The organism is Streptomyces parvus, assembly GCF_014648875.1.
In the GTDB taxonomy this organism is placed as follows: domain Bacteria; phylum Actinomycetota; class Actinomycetes; order Streptomycetales; family Streptomycetaceae; genus Streptomyces; species Streptomyces parvus.
Genome location: NZ_BMRY01000007.1, coordinates 92,045 through 108,859 on the forward strand (window position 1 = coordinate 92,045; position 16,815 = coordinate 108,859).

General features: G+C 70.3%; 16 protein-coding genes. 14 read left to right on the forward strand and 2 right to left on the reverse strand.

The genetic code is table 11. The features are described from left to right. The first annotated feature begins 5 nt into the window (after positions 1–5). From IE140_RS21725 to IE140_RS21780, 11 genes are all read left to right on the forward strand, one after another. Positions 6–1,724, forward strand: a complete 1,719-nt coding sequence (locus IE140_RS21725) for a carbamoyltransferase family protein (protein WP_032786059.1) — start codon at positions 6–8, stop codon at positions 1,722–1,724. Further along, positions 1,721–2,773, forward strand: a complete 1,053-nt coding sequence (locus IE140_RS21730; protein ID WP_189460635.1) for a glycosyltransferase family protein — start codon at positions 1,721–1,723, stop codon at positions 2,771–2,773. The genes IE140_RS21725 and IE140_RS21730 overlap by 4 nt, the downstream gene beginning before the upstream one ends. A gap of 96 nt (positions 2,774–2,869) precedes the next feature. Next, positions 2,870–3,379 carry a P-loop NTPase family protein gene (locus IE140_RS21735; RefSeq protein ID WP_032786063.1) on the forward strand — a complete coding sequence of 170 codons (510 nt, stop codon included), beginning with the start codon at positions 2,870–2,872 and terminating at the stop codon, positions 3,377–3,379. A gap of 31 nt (positions 3,380–3,410) precedes the next feature. Further along, positions 3,411–4,262: a class I SAM-dependent methyltransferase gene (locus tag IE140_RS21740; protein WP_032786064.1), complete on the forward strand. Its 852-nt coding sequence runs from the start codon at positions 3,411–3,413 to the stop codon at positions 4,260–4,262. After that, the gene (locus IE140_RS21745) at positions 4,259–5,017 is read left to right on the forward strand and encodes a phosphotransferase (RefSeq protein ID WP_032786065.1); all 759 of its coding nucleotides are present in this window, start codon (positions 4,259–4,261) and stop codon (positions 5,015–5,017) included. Before IE140_RS21740 ends, IE140_RS21745 begins: the two co-directional genes overlap by 4 nt. Beyond that, the gene (locus tag IE140_RS21750; RefSeq protein WP_032786066.1) at positions 5,014–5,670 is read left to right on the forward strand and encodes a histidine phosphatase family protein; all 657 of its coding nucleotides are present in this window, start codon (positions 5,014–5,016) and stop codon (positions 5,668–5,670) included. Before IE140_RS21745 ends, IE140_RS21750 begins: the two co-directional genes overlap by 4 nt. Then, positions 5,667–6,503, forward strand: a complete 837-nt coding sequence (locus IE140_RS21755) for an aminoglycoside phosphotransferase/kinase family protein (RefSeq protein ID WP_032786067.1) — start codon at positions 5,667–5,669, stop codon at positions 6,501–6,503. The genes IE140_RS21750 and IE140_RS21755 overlap by 4 nt, the downstream gene beginning before the upstream one ends. Positions 6,504–6,538: 35 nt before the next feature. Beyond that, on the forward strand, positions 6,539–7,537 hold the full coding sequence (locus IE140_RS21760; RefSeq protein ID WP_225681974.1) for an NAD-dependent epimerase/dehydratase family protein: 999 nt from the start codon (positions 6,539–6,541) through the stop codon (positions 7,535–7,537). Between the two features lie 31 nt (positions 7,538–7,568). Then, complete coding sequence (locus IE140_RS21765; RefSeq protein WP_032786070.1) at positions 7,569–8,690, forward strand: adenosylhomocysteinase; 1,122 nt, start codon at positions 7,569–7,571, stop codon at positions 8,688–8,690. A gap of 5 nt (positions 8,691–8,695) precedes the next feature. Then, positions 8,696–10,132, forward strand: a complete 1,437-nt coding sequence (gene kdsB, locus IE140_RS36105) for a 3-deoxy-manno-octulosonate cytidylyltransferase (protein ID WP_225681973.1) — start codon at positions 8,696–8,698, stop codon at positions 10,130–10,132. A 600-nt stretch (positions 10,133–10,732) separates the two neighbouring features. Then, entirely contained in the window at positions 10,733–13,912 is a 3,180-nt protein-coding gene (locus IE140_RS21780) for a Tn3 family transposase (protein ID WP_050513195.1), read from the forward strand. Positions 13,913–13,926: 14 nt separating this feature from the next. Here the strand turns inward: IE140_RS21780 and IE140_RS21785 are convergent, their stop codons facing one another. Continuing rightward, the gene (locus IE140_RS21785) at positions 13,927–14,523 is read right to left on the reverse strand and encodes a methyltransferase family protein (protein WP_189460637.1); all 597 of its coding nucleotides are present in this window, start codon (positions 14,521–14,523) and stop codon (positions 13,927–13,929) included. A gap of 5 nt (positions 14,524–14,528) precedes the next feature. Beyond that, a complete protein-coding gene (locus tag IE140_RS21790; protein ID WP_225681972.1) occupies positions 14,529–15,200 on the reverse strand; it encodes a class I SAM-dependent methyltransferase in 672 nt (223 codons plus the stop codon). Positions 15,201–15,206: 6 nt separating this feature from the next. Here IE140_RS21790 and IE140_RS21795 point away from each other — a divergent pair, with 6 nt between their 5' ends. Genes IE140_RS21795 through IE140_RS21805 form a run of 3 tightly spaced genes read left to right on the forward strand, consistent with a single transcriptional unit; the run spans position 15,207 to position 16,803 of the window. Further along, entirely contained in the window at positions 15,207–15,602 is a 396-nt protein-coding gene (locus IE140_RS21795; protein WP_032786071.1) for an ArsR/SmtB family transcription factor, read from the forward strand. Continuing rightward, a complete protein-coding gene (locus IE140_RS21800) occupies positions 15,599–16,303 on the forward strand; it encodes a cation diffusion facilitator family transporter (protein ID WP_032786072.1) in 705 nt (234 codons plus the stop codon). Before IE140_RS21795 ends, IE140_RS21800 begins: the two co-directional genes overlap by 4 nt. Then, positions 16,300–16,803: a signal peptidase II gene (locus tag IE140_RS21805; RefSeq protein WP_050513196.1), complete on the forward strand. Its 504-nt coding sequence runs from the start codon at positions 16,300–16,302 to the stop codon at positions 16,801–16,803. The genes IE140_RS21800 and IE140_RS21805 overlap by 4 nt, the downstream gene beginning before the upstream one ends. Positions 16,804–16,815 lie beyond the last annotated feature (12 nt).

The window sequence follows — 16,815 nt, forward strand, 5'->3', positions numbered from 1 at the left end:
CCGCCATGAAGCGCACCCCCTCCGTCGTCCTCGGCCTGTGCTCGTACACTCACGACTCCTCGGCCGCCCTTCTCGTCGACGGTGAACTCGTCGGCTTCGTCGAGGAGGAACGCCTCTCCGAGCAGAAGCACACCAAGCTCTACCCGGCTCGCGCCGTGGGCTGGCTCCTCGACCAGGCCAAGCTGAGCGCCAGCGACGTGGACGCCGTCGCTTACAACTTCCAGCCCGCCCGCTACCTCGCCGAGTCGCCCGTCGCCCTGCGCATGGCGTTCTCGTCGGCCACGCGCGACCGCAGCCTGGCTCGCGCCCACGGGTTCGCCAAGGTCGCCCTGCGCGCCCGGCGGCGGCTGCGCGTCCTCGGCAGCCAGTTCCCCTCGGCCCGCGTCACATCGGTCCTGCACCACCGAGCCCACCAGCTCACGGCCTACGCCGCCTCCGGCTGGGACGAAGCGGCCGTACTCGTCGTCGACAGCCTCGGCGAGCGGCAGACCACCACGATTGCCCACGGCCACGGCGTTCAGCACCCCCGCGTCCACACCCTGGAAGCGATCAACGACCCGGCCTCCCTCGGCTACGTGTACGGCGCCGTCACCGAGCACCTGGGCTGGCGGCGGGGCGACGAGGAGGGCACCGTCATGGCGCTGGCCGCCCTCGGCGACCCAGCCCGCTTCCGGCACCTGTTCAGCACGGCCGTCCGCACGACGGCCACGGGCTTTCGCATCCACCCCGGCTACTTCCCGACGCGCACCCTCACCTCGGGATACCCGAGAACATCCCGGCGGTTCGTCGCCGAGACCTGCCCCGAGCGGCATCCGAGCGAGCCGCTCACCGACGTCCACCGAGACCTGGCGGCTGCCCTTCAGGAGCGGACCGAGCAGGTGATGGTTCACCTTGCCCGCCGCGCCCGTGTGCTCACCGGCTCCCGGCGCCTGTGCGTGGGCGGCGGCGTCGCCACGAACTGCGTGAGCATCGGGAAGATCATCGAAGCCGGCATCTTCGACGAGGTATTCGTCCCGCCGGCACCGGGCGACGCCGGAACCGCGATCGGGGCCGCGCTCGCCGTCCACGTCGACGCGCGCACGCCTCGCCCGGTCGCCGGCATCGCCCGCCACTGTTACCTGGGCCCCTCCTACGAGGACCAGCCCCTCGACCTGACCCCCTGGCCCGGCCTCCACCAGAAGACCCTCGGCATCGAGACCGCCGAGTTCCTCGCCGACCAGCTCGCCCACGGCGTGATCGCCGGACTCTTCCAGGGAGGGGTCGAAGCCGGGCCGCGTGCCCTGGGCAACCGCTCGATCCTCGCCTCCCCGCTGGAGCCCGGCGTCGTCGAGCGGCTCAACGCCACCGTGAAGTTCCGCGAGCCGTTCCGGCCCTTCGCCCCCATGGTCCCCGCCGAGCGCGCCGCCGAGTTCTTCACCCTCGGCCAGCCGGCCCCATACATGTCCATGGCCTCCGGGGTGACAGACCTGACGCGCGAGCGGGTGCCGGCCATCGTGCACGCCAACGGCACCTCCCGCCTGCAGACCGTCACCCGGTCGCAGAACCCGTTCATGCACGCGGTGCTGACCGCCTTCGGCCGCCGAACCGGCATCCCCGTGCTGATCAACACCTCCCTCAACGTCAAGGGGAAACCGATCTGCGGAACGCCCGAGATGGCCCTGGACTGCCTGGCCAACTCCGGCCTCGACGCCCTGCTCCTTGAAGGGCGGTGGATCACCAAATGAAGATCGGGTACAGCTTCTGGGGCTTCCTCGGCAACGGCGTCACCGACACCCCTGACGGAGGCCGCAGCCACCGCCGCCCCTTCATCGACGCCCTCCTTGCCCGCGGTCACGAGATCGTCTTCCTCCAGCCCGACCGCGACCGCCTCGAAGCCGGTGACGACCTCGGCGGCCCGTACACCTTCGACGACGGCTTGCCCGGCATCGACGCCCTGTTCCTGGAGTGGCGCTGGGCCATCCCCGGCCGCAACACCACCGTGTGCGGCAGCGAGGGACACACCTGCGACCTCCACCGGCAGGCACAGCTCATCAACCACTACACGGCCCGGTCCCAGACGCCCACCGTCATCTGGGACAAGGACCGCACCCTGCGCGCCGAGAGCGTGTGGCGCCGTACGGCCCACACCCGCGTCTGCGAGGCCGCGCTCGCCCCGACGCTCGGCGCGCACTCGCTGCTCTTCCCCGTCGCCGAGGACCTCCTCGCCCAGGCTGATCCCCTCACCCTGGCGGCGCGGCCCCGGGATCTCACGCTCGGCTACGTGGGCAACCAGTACGACCGCGATGAGCCCTTCGACCGCTTCTTCGCCCCGGCAGCCGCCCGCGTCGAGCACCTGGTCGCCGGGAAGTGGGCGAAGACCGGCCGCTGGCCGCACGTCCGCTTCGCGGGCCGGATCCCGTTCGAGGACGCCGCCGGCGTCTACGGCCGGTCCCTGGCCACGGTGCTCATGCTGCCCGAGCGGTACGCCGCCGTCGGGCAGATGACCCAGCGCATCTTCGAGGCCGTGCTCGCTGGCTGCCTGCCGCTGGCCCCGGCGGACATCCGCTTCGCCGACCGGTTCGTCCCGAAGGAACTGGTCGTGCGCTCCGGCAACGACGTCCTCGAACGCCTCTCCTACCTGCGCGAGATCGCCGGCACCGAGCAGCACGCCGCCCTGATCGCCGCGTGCGTGGACCGGCTGCGTCTATTCGGCCTGTGCCGGCAGGTCAACACCCTGGAGTCCGTCCTGCACGGCCTCCTCCAGACCACGGCGACCGAGCGGGGAGCTGCCTGATGCAGACCGCTCGATCGACCACGGCGCGCGGACCCTCCGGGCCTCTCCCGGAGGATGGGTCCGCCGGACACCCGAACCTCTCTACGCTGGAGCACCATGAAGAAGGTCGCCATCGTCGGCTGCGGAGGCAGCGGCAAATCCCACGTGGCCCGCGAACTGGGCAGGATCCTCGACGCCCCGGTGACGCACCTGGACGCCGCGTTCTACGACGACGAGTGGAACGCGTTGCCCATGGACAAGTTCACCGACGTCCAGCGCGAGCTGGTCGCGCAGCCGCGGTGGGTGATCGACGGCAACTACAACTCGACGCTTCAGGTACGGCTCGAAGCCTGCGACACGGTGGTCCTGATGGACGTGTCGACCGTGGCAGCGCTGTACGGGATCTTCTCCCGGCAGATCCGGCACGGGGCCGGGCACAAGGGCAACGGGGTGCACAACCGCATCCACTGGGGCGTGATCAAGTACGTCGCCACGTACCGGCGCAAGATGCGACCCCGCGTGATGGCGAAGATCGAGGAGTTCGGCTCCGGTGCCGATGTGGTGCTGCTGGCCAGTCGGCGTCAGACGCGCCGCTGGCTGCGGAAGGTAGCCGCCGAGCAGTCCTGACCGGCCCGCGCCCCCGGCCAGGGGGTGCGGCATGAACGAGCCCAACCCGTTCCTGGACCCCGCCCGACAGTCGGAGCTGTACGGACACGCCTCTCGGCTGGCCGGGCGCACCAGCGCCCTGATGCGCGCCAAGACCGCCGGCCACCCGGTGCCCGAGACGATCGTCAGCCTGGTGCAGACCCATCACGCCCGGCCCGACCGGCTCGGCGTGGTGCTCGACATCGGCTGCGGTCGTGGCACGAGCAGCCGCGTCATCGCCGAGCAGCTCCGGCCCGAGCGCCTAGTGGGGCTGGACGCCGCCCCCTCCCTGCTCGCCCAGGCCCGCGAGCGCGCCAAGGGCCTGCCCGACAGCACGGTGGACTTCGTCGAAGGCGACTTCCACGACCTCCCTCTGCCCGACGGGTCGAGCGACATCGTCGTCGCGGCGTTCTGCCTCTACCACTCGCCGCGCCCCCAGGACGTCGTCGGACAGATCGCCAGGGTCCTCGCCCCCGGTGGTGTGGCCGTGCTCGTCACCAAGGGCCTCGACAGCTACCGAGAGATGGACCAGCTGGTCGCCTCCGCCGGCCTCGATCCGCGTGCCGCCCAGCACGAGAGCCTCTACACCGCAGCCCACAGCGGCAACCTCGCCGACGTGGCCGCCTCCTCTCTCGACGTGATCGCCGTCCTGGACGAGGAACACGTCTTCACCTTCGACGGCCACGACCACACGGCGCAGTACCTGGCCACCAACCCCAAGTACGACCTGGCGCCCGGCCTGTACGGCAACCCCGGTGCCCTGGCGGCGACACTGCACGAGTTCCTTCCCGACCAGCCGCTGACCACCCGGTCCCGGATCACCTTCGTCGTCGCCCAGCCGAAGGAAGGAGGAGAGCCGGCATGAGCCCCGCCTCGTTCACCAAGCACTACGCGGAACCGGAACGCGCGGCGGGGGCGGTGCGCCACTACCGGTGGCTCACCGCGCACGCCAAGCCGCTGCGGCAGCCGGCCCTCCACACTGCCGGACCGCGGTTCCTGACGTTCGAACGGATCGCGGGCCGCCCCGTACGTCCCGAGGACCTCCCTCGCGTGGCGGAACTGCTCGGCCACGCCCACGGTGCCGCCTGGGCCAGCGACCTGCACTCCGCGTCGCTGGACACCCCGCACCACTTCGAGGACGGCACGCAGTTCGACGACTACCTCGGGCCCCGGAAGATCGCTCTACGGCGACGCCACGAGCAGGGCTACCTGCCCAACAAGACGGCCCTACACGCGATGCTCGGCCTGCTACAGGCGACCGCCGAGGGCCCGTGCGCCTTCTACAAGGACAGCAACCCGCGGAACTTCATCATCACCGCACAAGACATCGTCGCCGTCGACACCGACGACCTGTCCCTCGCCCCGCTGGGCTACGACCTCGCCAAGCTCATCGCGACGCTCCACCTGACCTACGGGCCGCTCTCGGACCAAGCCGTCACTACCGCCCTGCTCGCGTACAACGCGGCAGCCCGACGCTACGACGCCCGGCTGGGCACGACGGACCGAGGCCAGCTCGACAGCTTCCTGGGCCTGCACGCCGTGCTCACCGCACCGTACGTCGGCCGCAACGGCTACCACTACAGCCTGCCCCTCCGCTTCACGCACCGAGGAGCCTCATGATCACCACCGAACTCGTCTTCGTCCGGCACGGCCAGGCCCAGTGCAACGCCGACGGCCTCGTCGGGGGCCCGCGCACCTGCACCGGCCTGACCAACCTCGGGTACGCCCAAGCCGAACAGGCCGCACGCCGCCTGGCCACCGAGCACCTGAAGAAGCCCTTCGACGTCATCTACACCGGCCCGCGGATCCGCCTCGTCCAGACCGGCGAGATCATCGCCCAGACGCTCCAGATCCCCGTGCTCCACGACGAGCGACTCGACGGCCCGGTCCACGGCGACGCCGACGGCCAGCCCTGGGACGCGGTGAAGACGGCCGCCGACGGCGGGCCGCACGCCCACCCCGACAGGCCCTGGGCCAACGGCTCCGACACCTGGAACGGGTTCCTGAAGCGCGCCAGCAGGAACCTGAGCCAGCTCATCAAGGAGAACCACGGCAAGCGCGTCGTCTTCGCCGCCCACGGGGAGACGGTGATCACCGCACACACCCTGCTGCTGGGCATCCCGATCGGCTCGCCCGCCGGATTCACCCACAACCACGCCTCGATCACCCGCTGGCAGCACCACCGCAACCGCCTGGGCCAGACCCGCTGGATGCTCGACCGGCACAACGACACCGAGCACCTCAGCCTCCTCACGCCGGAGCCGACCCCGTGATCGCGACCTCGCGCGACCCCCGGATACAACTGGCGCACCTCCGCCTCGGCACAGTCGACATCGCTGCGGACCCCGCGCTCCCGCCCCGCGTCGTACGCCTGGTGGCCGGTGACGGGCGTCAGTACATCGCGAAGCAGCACGCGGAGCGAGACCGGTACGCCGGAGAACTCCACGCCTACGGGGCGTGGGTCACCCATCTGACCGGCCATGCACCGGTGTTGGTCGGCCGGGATGATGCCACCCGCACCCTGCTGCTCACCGCACTCGCAGGTGACCGGGCGGACGCCTTCGCTCCGGGCTCGCCGGAGGAGGAGCTGGCCCACCACGAGGCCGGGCACGTGCTGGGCAAGCTGCACAGAGCCACGGCCATGCCCCAGGGCGGTGCCGTCGGCGCCTCACTCGCCGAGCGGTTCCAGGGGTGGATCGACCGGGCCGTCCACGCCGATCTGCTCGACGCGGTCGAGGAGAACCTGTTGAAGCACCACGCGGTCATCCTGGGCACCAGCCACATGGACAGCGCGATCTGCCACCTCGACTACCAGCCGCGCAACTGGCTTCTCGGCGACACCTTCGGCATCTACGACTTCGAGCACATGCGACGCGACGCCAGGGTCCGCGACTTCGCCCGGCTCGAATTCCGACGCTGGCAGGCCGCCCCCCACCTCCGCACCGCCTTCTTCGACGGCTACGGACGCTCACCCAACGACCTCGAACGACGCCTCCTGGAGTCCTTCGGCGCCATCGAGGCGGCCACAGCCCTGGTCAAGGGCCACCAGGAGAACGACGCCGCGCTCAGCGCGCACGGCAGAACCGTCCTGTCGCGGCTCGCCTGACCAGCCCCTTAGACGACACCACTCTGGAGATCTCCGTGCCACAGCACGAGCAGCCCCCGACCAACGCTTCCCCCCGACGGGCCGTGGTGACCGGCTCCGCCGGCTTCATCGGCTCCCACCTCGCCCACGCCCTCGTCCAGGCCGGCACCACCGTGATCGGCGTGGACCGCCGAGACCCGTCTACCGACCCGACGGCCGCCGCCAACCTCGCCGCGCTGCGGGGTCGCCCGGGATACCACCACGTCACGGCCGACCTCCTCCACTGCGCGATCGACCCGATCCTGATCGACGCCGACACCGTCTTCCACCTCGCCGGCATCCCCGGCGTACGGCCCTCGTGGGGACCGCAGTTCGGCGACTACCTCGCGTCCAACGTGCTGGCCACCCACCGCGTCCTCGAAGCCTCCACCCGGATCGGCGTATCCCGGCTAGTCGTAGCCTCCTCCTCCAGCGTCTACGGCCCGACCGACGGCGACGCGAGTCGCGAGACCGACCGCCCCAACCCCGCCTCCCCGTACGCCGTGACCAAGCTGGCCGAGGAGCAGCTCTGTCTCGCCTACGCCGAGCGCCCCGTCGGCCCCAGCGTGGTCGCCCTGCGGTACTTCACCGTCTACGGCCCCCGGCAGCGTGCCGACATGTTCACCCACCGCGCCCTGTACGCCGCCCTGACCGGACAACCCCTGCGCCTTTACGGAGACGGCCACCAGCGCCGCGACTTCACCTACATCGACGACGTGGTCGCCGCCACGATCGCCGCCGGCACCGTCCCGAACGCGCACGGCACCATCAACGTCGGCGGTGGCTCGAACGCGTCCCTGCTGGACGTGATCAACATCGCCAACAGCCTCACCGGCCGCGAGATCCAGCTCCACCAGGACCACGTGCGCAACGGGGACGTCCTGCTCACGCGTGCCGACCCCGGCCGTGCGGGAGAGGTCCTCGGCTGGCAGCCGCGCGTCGACCTCCACAGCGGATTGCGCGCTCACATGCAGGCGCTGGCCTCCCCGGTGCCGGACTACAGCCATGCCGCCTAGGCGCACCAGTCGGATCACGAGAGGAGTGCTCATGGAGGCCCCCGAGCGAGCGCGGCTGGACGCCTTCTTCCGAAGGATCACCGCGCAGTTCCCCGCTGGCCAGCCGATCACGACGTTGGTCATCACGCACCTGCTCCAGGAACGACCTGCGTTCTTGCGCGCGATGACCGCGGTGTCCACGATCGGCGCTGTTCTCCCCAAGCCCCGGTCGATCCACCAGCCGACCCTCGACACCGTCCGCCGCACCCTGCCGGTCCACGACCTGAGCCGCGAGCGGTTCACCGACGAGACTCAGGCCCTGCACTACCTGGAGGACACGGCCGGCGGCCAGGACGTCGTCCTGGTCGACATCGGCGGGTATTTCGCAGCCAGCCTCGACACCCTCGTGGACAAGTTCTCCGGCCGCATCCTCGGCGTCGTCGAAGACACTGAGAACGGACACCAGCGGTACGCCGCCCTCGGCTCGCTCCCGTGCCCGGTCTTGTCCGTGGCCCGCTCACCGCTCAAGGACTGCGAGGACCACCTCGTCGGCCGGTCCATCGTGTTCTCTACCGACGCCCTCGTCCGCGCCCGCGGGGACATCCTCACGAGCCGCAGCGCCTGCGTCATTGGCTTCGGCAAGATCGGTCGCTCGATTGCGCAGACCCTGCGTGCCCAGGACCTGCGCGTCACCGTGTACGACAACGACGCGGTCAAGCGGGTACAGGCGCACGCCCTCGGCTTCCACACCAGCGCCTCCACCACCGAGGCCGTTCACGACGCGGATCTCGTCCTGTGTGCCACCGGCAATCTCGCCCTCCGGCACGAGGATTTCGCCGCCCTGCGCAACGGCGCGTACCTCGGATCGGTGACTTCCTCCGAGGACGAACTCGAACTGGGCAGCCTCGACGACCTCTACGAACGTCAGCCCGTCGGACCCCAGTTGACCCGGTACGAGGTCACCGGCCACTACTTTTACGTTCTCGCCGACGGCGGTGCCGTCAACTTCGTGCACGGCGCCGCCGTCGGCACCTACATCCACCTCGTCCAGGCCGAGATACTCGCCGCCACCGCCGCACTCAGCCACGCGCGGCTCCAGCCCGGACTGCACGAGATGCCGGCGGCCGACCGCGACACCATCGCCAGGACCTGGCTCCGCCACTTCGAAAGGTGACCTCGTTGCCACCCTCCACCGGACACGTCCGCACCGTCACCGAGGCGTACCTCGCCCGCCACCCTGACGAGCGCGCCTCCCTGACGATGCTCTTCGACGTACTCGCGGGCACGGACGATCCCACCAGCCGCAAGACCCTCCCCGCACACGTGACCTGCAGCGCCATCGTCATCAACGGTGAACGGGACGTGCTTCACATCCTGCACAAGGCGTCCGGGAAACTTCTGGCGCCCGGCGGGCACAACGAACCGTCCGACCAGCGCCTGCGCGACGCCGCCCTGCGCGAACTGCACGAGGAGGCCGGCATCCCGCCGAGCGCCGTGGTCCCCCTCGTCGGCCACGAGGACATCCCCCTCGACATCGACGTGCACGCGATCGACGCGAACCCGTCGAAGAACGAGCCGGCCCACCATCACGTGGACTTCCGCTGGGCCTTCCAACTCGTGACCGATCAGGCGGTGACGCTGCAGGAGGAGGAGGTCGACGGCTACCAGTGGCGGCCGTTCGCGACCACTTCCTCACCCACCGTCCGCGCCAAGCTCGCCCAGCTCACCTCAAGCCTGCCCCAACCCGACCACCAGGAGGACGCCGTGGCCGCCACCACAGCCCGCCAGACCGCCGCCCAACGGCGCCGGCACATCGCCGTCATACCGTGCCGCTGGGGTGCCTCCCGCTTCCCCGGCAAACCACTGGCCCTCCTCGGCGACAAGCCGCTGCTCTGGCACGTCCACCAGCGTTGCCTGGAAGCCAAACGCCTTGACGGGGCCATCGTCGCCACGGACGACGAGCGCATCGAAGCGGCGTGCCGCGAACTCGGCATCGACTGCATCCGCACCGGGGAGCACCTCACCGGCACCGACCGCGTCGCGGAGGTCGCTGAACGCCTGCCAGCCGACGGGTACATCAACGTCCAGGGCGACGAGCCGTTCATATCGCCGACCGCGATCGATGACGTCTCGGAGGCCCTGTTGTACACGCCACCGGGCACGCTGGCCGTGAACGCCTACACCGAGTTGGTCAACGTCGGCGCCGTCCTGGACCACAACGTCGTGAAGGTCGTCGTCACTGCCGGCGGCGAGGCCATGATGTTCTCGCGTCAGCCCATTCCCTACCCGAAGGGCGACCGCCCGAAGTATCTGCGCCAGCTGGGTCTCTACGGCTTCGCTGGTGAGGCTCTCCAACGCTTCCGTCAACTCCAGCAGGGGCCCCTGGAGAGAGCCGAGGGGGTGGAGATGCTGCGCTTCGTAGAACACGGCCACGCCGTGCAGATGGTTCCTGTCGTGGACGACGGCGTGGCCGTAGACACCCCTGAGGATCTGGCGCGAGTCGAACGCCTCTTCGATCAGTACGGCCGATCGGCCCGTACGCGGGGGACGGATCGGGGAATCACGTCATCTGGCACTCGTGCCCGATCTCCGGAGAGCTCCCGTTACCCCTTCTAGCGAAGCAGGTCCGGGGCTTGCCTACTCGCACCCGGGACGACCTACTAATCCAGAGACAGCGAAGTCCCCAACCCTGCACGTTGAAAAGCCGGTTCACATTCCCGAGCTCCACGCCTGCGGCGTATCCGCGACTGCCAGACCCTCCGCGTCACGCTGCTCGGGGCCCGGGAAGAACTCACCGGCGGCCAGGGCCCGAGGCGGCCGAAGTCCTGGCGGAGGTGCTCCGGCTAAGGCCGATAGGGCTACCGTCCGTCTGCAAGAAGCGTGAGCCTGCGCGACCCCTCCGCCAGCCGGAACCATTGGGGCGACTGCCGCGCACTCTACGCTCCCGAGTTTCCGCTCGGCGAAGTTTGCGACTGGCAATGGAGCAAGCGAGGGCTGTTTGCCGCTACGTGGCGAGGTCGACAAGCCGGGTCGCGGGCAGGGTGGTGGCTGGATTGCTCCAGTCCGTAACCGGGCTTGGGGAACATCGGTACAGCGGTTGGCGCTGAGAACGATCATGAGCAGTGAGCGGTGAACTTCTAGCACGGGTGGTCTGCTTCCTGGGGCCCTTCGGCCAAAGATCCACGTTCTGTAGCGGCGGATGGTTGGCTCCGCCGCATGCCGGTGGAATTTCTGACGGATGACCAGGCCGAGGCGTACGGGAAGTTCGTCGAGGAGCCGACGCGCCCGGAGTTGGAGCGCTTCTTCTTCCTGGACGACGTAGACCGCGATCTGATCGCGCTGCGGCGTACGCAGTACCACCAACTGGGCTTCGCGCTACAGATGTGCACAGTGCGCTACATCGGCAGGTTCCTTCCGGACGATCCGCTGAGTGTGCCGTGGCCGGTGCTGGAACACCTGGCGGAGCAGCTCGGCATCGAGGATGTCGCGGTCGTGAAGCGGTACACCGAGCGGCCGAAGACCGCGTACGAGCACGCGTGGGAGATCCGGGACGCGTATGAGTATCACGAGTACGACGATCCGGAGTGGGGGCGGAAGTTCCGGACGTTCCTGCACGGGCGGGCGTGGACCGCGCATGCGGAGGGGCCGAAGGCTCTGTTCGACTATGCGGTGGGCTGGCTGCGTAAGCACCGGGTGCTGCTGCCTGGTGTTTCCGTGCTGGCGCGGCAGGTGTCCGAGGTCCGCGAGATCGCGGACAAGCGCCTGCACACCACGGTCGCCAGGGCGGCCTGGCGGGCGGACCCCTCGCTGCCCGCCGACCTGGTGGCGCTGCTGGAGACTCCCGAAGGGCGTCGGTACTCGTACCTGGAGACCTTCCGCCGGCCGCCGACGAAGACGACGGGGACGGCGATGAAGCGGGCGCTGGAGCGGGTGGACGAGATCGCGGTGTACCGGCTGGGGCGGGTGAAGCTGGACAAGCTCCCGCCGAACCGGCTCGCCGCGCTGGCCCGGTACGGGCTGGGGTCGAAGGCGACGAGCCTGGAGCGGGCCCCGGAGCCGAAGCGGACCGCGATGCTGACCGCGGTGATGCGGCATCTGGAGGCCAAGGCGATCGACGACGCGCTGGAGCTGTTCACGGTGCTGATGTCGACCAAGCTGCTCAGCACCGCGAAGCGGCTCACGAACAAGGACCGGCTCTCCACGCTGCCGCAGCTGGAGAAGGCGTCGCGCATCACGGCCCGCATCTCGAAGGTGTTCATGGAGGAGCTGGAGCACATCGAGGAGAGCGGCAAGGCGGTGGACGCGGCCGCGATGTGGAAGGTGCTGGAGGAGGTCGCGCCGAGGGCCCAGCTGTGGAGCGCGGCCACCACGGTGGCGAGCCTGGTCCCGGAGGACGACGACTCCGCCGAGATCGCGATCCGCGAGGCGCTGGCCAACCGCTACAACACGGTGCGCCCGTTCCTGTCGCTGCTCGGCGACACCAGGATGCTCGGCGCGGCCCCGGCCGGGGAGCGGGTCCTGGCCGCGGTCAAGGGCCTGCCCGCGCTCAGCCGCCGCCAGGTGACGAAGAAGCCGCTGCTGAAGCGGGAGGTCGACGACAAGGTCGTGCCGCCGTACTGGCGCAAGGCGGTGTACGCGAACAAGGACCTGCCGCAGGGCTCGGTGGACCGCGACGCGTATGTGGTGTGCGTGCTGGAGCAGCTGTACAGGGCGCTGGTCAGCCGCGCCGTCTTCGCTTCCCCTTCGCACCGCTTCTCCAACCCGCGCGCCCGCCTGCTGGACGGCAAGCCGTGGCTGGCGGTGCGCGAGGACGTACTGGCCGGCCTGAGTCTGGAGGCTCCCGTCGAGGAGCATCTGGCGGAGCTGGTGCGGGTGCTGGACGCGGCGTGGAAGCAGATGGTCGAACGCCTCGAAGAGGCCGGCGCGGACGCGAAGGTGAGCATCGAGGTGCAGCCCAATGGGCGGGCCAAGCTGAATGTGGACGCGCTCGGGGCGCTCGGGGTGCCCAAGTCGCTGGCCTGGCTGCGCAAGCGGGTCGAGAAGATGCTCCCTAAGATCGACCTGCCGGACCTGCTGTTCGAGGTCCATTCCTGGACCGGGTTCCTGGACGCCTTCGTGCACCTGGGCGACGGCAAGACCCGCATGAAGGACCTCACCACATCGGTCGTCGCGCTCCTGGTGAGCGAGGCGTGCAACATCGGCATGACCCCGGTTACCAACCCCGGCCACGAGGCGCTGACCCGCTCCCGGCTGGTCCACGTCGACCAGTACTACCTGCGCGGCGACGCCATCGCCGCGGCCAACGCCGCCCTGATCGAGGCCCAGGCGAAGGTGCCGATCGTGGCGCACTGGGGCAACGGGCTGCTCGCCTCCGTCGACGGCCTGCGCTTCGTCGTCCCGGTGAGGTCCATCAGCACCGCCCCGAACCCGAAGTACTTCGGGTTCAAGCGCGGCATCACCTGGCTGAACGCAGTAAATGACCAGGTCTTCGGGATCGGGCAGATGGTGGTGCCCGGCACGCCGCGGGACTCCCTGCACATCCTGGACGCCCTGCTGAACCTCGACGGCGGGGTGAAGCCGGAGATGGTCGCCACCGACAACGCCTCGTACAGCGACATGGTGTTCGGCCTGTTCAAGATCCTGGGCTACAACTTCTCCCCGCGGTTCAAGGACCTGGACGACCAAAGGTTCTGGCGGGCGGAGATGGACGGGATCGAGACCGGCGGCTACGGGCTGCTCACGGACCTGGCCCGCACGAACAAGGTGAACCTGACGAAGGTGACCACACAGTGGGAGGACATGCTGAAGGTGGCCGGCTCGCTGGTCACCAACCAGGTGAGGGCCTATGACCTGCTGCGGATGTTCGGCAACCATGGACGGCCCACGCCGCTGGGGCAGGCGTTCGCCGAGTACGGACGCATCGCCAAGACCCTGCACCTGCTCCAGGTCGTCGACCCGGTCGATGACACCTACCGGCGGCAGATGGGCAAGCAGCTCAGCGTCCAGGAGTCCCGCCACACCCTCGCCCGGGACATCTGCCACGGCAAGCGCGGCACCATCCACCAGGCGTACCGGGACGGAATGGAAGATCAACTAGGGTCGCTGGGACTGGTGTTGAACGCCGTGGTGCTCTGGACGACGAAGTACATCGACGCCGCGGTCGCCCAGCTGCGCGCCGAGGGCCACGAGATCAGCGATGAGGATGTCGCCCGCCTGTCCCCGCTGAAGTTCAAGAACCTCAACGTCCTGGGCCGCTACAGCTTCACCCCCTCCACCCCGCCCCAGGGCCTGCGCCCGCTGCGTGACCCCGACGCCCCCGAGCTCGACGACGACGAGGACGAGTGGACAGCCCCGGAAGCCAGATCGGCCCCGGCACTGCCCCACAGGGAGACCTGACCGCCCGGCGCCGGTCAGCGCAGGCGGCCGAGGCCGGGCAGGAAGCGGCCGGTGCGGGCGGCGTACTGGTGCCAAGCCGCTTGGTGGATGCGGTCCAGGTAGGGCTCTTCGATCCGGCGGACCTGGAGCTCGTTGCCGATGACCATGGCCGCCAGGCCCGCCATGGCGACGATGTTGGGGACGGCGAGCGCCAGCCCGGCGGTCATTGCGGTCAGCGCGGTGTAGATGGGGTTGCGCACCAGGTGGAACGGGCCGGTGGTGACCAGTGCCGGGCGCTCGGCGGGGTCGACCGTGGTGCGCCAGGAGGCGCCCATGGCGAGCTGGCAGACGAAGACCGCAACGATGCCCAGCCCGGCCAGCACCGCCCCGATCACACGCAGGGTCGGCCGGTCCGGCGCGGACAGCGGGTCCAGCCCGGCAAGCTCTGCGATCGGGGCCGCGACGCCGGCGGCGAGACCGCCGAGCGCGCTCGCCAGCCGCGCGCACCAGTGGAAGGCCCCCACCGGGCGCCGCACCCCGCTCTCCCCGGTACGGCGCCGCTGAACCGCGATCCGCACGCCGCCGTCCAGCAGCAGGAACAGCGCGAACAGGCCCAGGGCCAGGAGTGCCATGGTGATCAGCCCCTGTCCGGGTCCTGCTTGACCGCCACGCCGAGCAGGTAGTCGCCCTGGATTTTCGTGAATGCGCCCCGCACGGCCAGGCCGTGATGGGGGAGTTCGGCGAGGAACTCCTGCGCGCTGAAGCGGTCGCGGGTGGGGTGGACGAACAGCTTCTGGTAGGAGGGCCGGGCCAGGGCGTGTGAGGTGACCTCGTCGAAGACGAACATCCCGCCCGGCTTGAGGACGCGGGCGATCTCGGCGACCGCCGAGCGCCAGTCGGGGATGTGGTGGATGATCGCGAAGTCGAACGCCGCGTCATAGCTGCCGTCCTCGGCGCCGAACGCGGACTTGAGGTCGGTGGCGTCGCCCGCGGCCAGGCGGACCCGGCCCGGCCGGTCCGCCAGTCGGTAACGGGCCTTGGCGACCATCGTCTCATCCAGGTCGATGGCGTCGACCCGGGCGGCGCGGAAGCGGTCGAGGATCATCCGCGTGCCGTACCCGGAGCCGCAGCCGATCTCCACCGCCCGGGACCCCGGCGGGAGCGGGCCGCCCGCCAGGCCGAGCAGGGCCGGAACCTCGTAGAAGCGTTGCAGGGCCCGGCGGACGGGGTTGTTGACCGCCGCCTTCTCGATCCGGTTCATCAGCATGACGCGACCCCCATAGATGACATCGGTGACTGTAGCTATCATCGCTCCATGACGATGAATAGCACGGAGGCCGCACCGTCGGCCACCACTTCGTGCGGGGCACCCTCGGCGGCTGTCGCCCTGTTCCGCTCGCTGGGCGACCCGGCCCGCCTGGCGATCCTGCGGCGCCTGGCCGAGGGCGAGGCGCGGGTGACCGACCTGGTCGCCTGCGTGGGCCTGGCGCAGTCCACGGTCTCGGCGCACCTCGCGTGCCTGCGCGACTGCGGGCTGATCACCTCCCGGCCGCAGGGCCGGGCCACCCTGCACGCGCTGGCCCGCCCCGAGCTGTTGGACCTGCTGGCCGCCGCCGAGCAGCTGCTCGCCGCGACCGGCGAGGCCGTCGACCTGTGCCCCGCCTACGGAACCACCATCCCCGCCCCCGCCGCCGAGGAGTCCGCCCGATGAGCACCACCCCGACCGCCGCCACGCCTGATGTGACCGGGCCGGCCGCGCACCGCGCCGTGCGGTACGCGAAGTTCACCATCGGCTACAACGTCATCGAGGGCATCATCGCCATCTCGGCCGGCGCGGTCGCCGGAGCGGTGTCGCTGATCGGGTTCGGCATCGACTCCGGCATCGAGGTCGCCGCCGCGGTGGTGGTCCTGATCCGGCTGCTGGCGGAGATCAAGGGCGGCGAGCCGGACGAGGCCAAGGAACGCCGGGCGCTGAAGTTCATCGCCATCACCTTCTTCGCGCTCGCCGCGTACGTCACCGTCGAGGGCGTCCGCGACCTGTTCAGCGGCGAGAAGCCCGATACCTCCCTGGTCGGCATCGTCCTGACCGGCGTGTCCATCGTGATCATGCCGTGGCTGGCGCGCGCCAAGCGCAAGGCCGGACTGGAGATGAACTCCCGCCTGGTCGTCGCGGATGCCGCCGAGACCAAGCTGTGCGCCTGGCTGTCCGTCTCGACGTTCGCGGGCCTGCTGGCGTTCGCCCTCTTCGGCTGGACCTGGCTGGACCCGGTCGCCGGATTCGTGATCGCCGCCTTCGCCGTCATGGAGGGCAAGGAGGCCTGGGAAGGCGAACTGGTCTGCGACGACGGCTGCGAGGACGACAAGCCCGTCGCGTCCGGTGAGGCGTCCTCCTGCTCGGACGGCTGCAAGTGACCGCCCCCACCACCGAGGCCGCAGCCCGGCCCGGCGCCATCAAGCGCCGGGCCGGGCTGCTGGCCCTGGCCGCCGTCCTCGCCGCCGCCGATCTCGGCCTCAAGGCGTGGGCACAGCAGGCCCTGCTCGACGGGCCCATGGAAGGCGGGCCCCTCGACCTCCGGCTGGCCTTCAACTCCGGGGTCGCGTTCTCCTTCGCCGCCGAGGCACCCGCCTGGACGGTCATCGCCGTCACCGGGCTGATCACTCTGGTGGTGGCGGCCGCGCTGTGGCGCACCGCCCCGACGGCCTCCCGGCTGTGGGGCGGGGCGCTGGCCGCCGTCCTCGGCGGGGCCGCGGCCAACCTGATCGACCGCGCGCCGGACGGCACGGTCACCGACTACCTGCACACCGGCTGGTGGCCCACCTTCAACCTCGCCGACGTCTTCATCGTCTGCGGCGGCCTGCTGCTCGTGGCCCTGTCCTGGCGCGCCGACCGGTCCCGGCCCGCACAGTCGTAGCCGGGCCCGGCA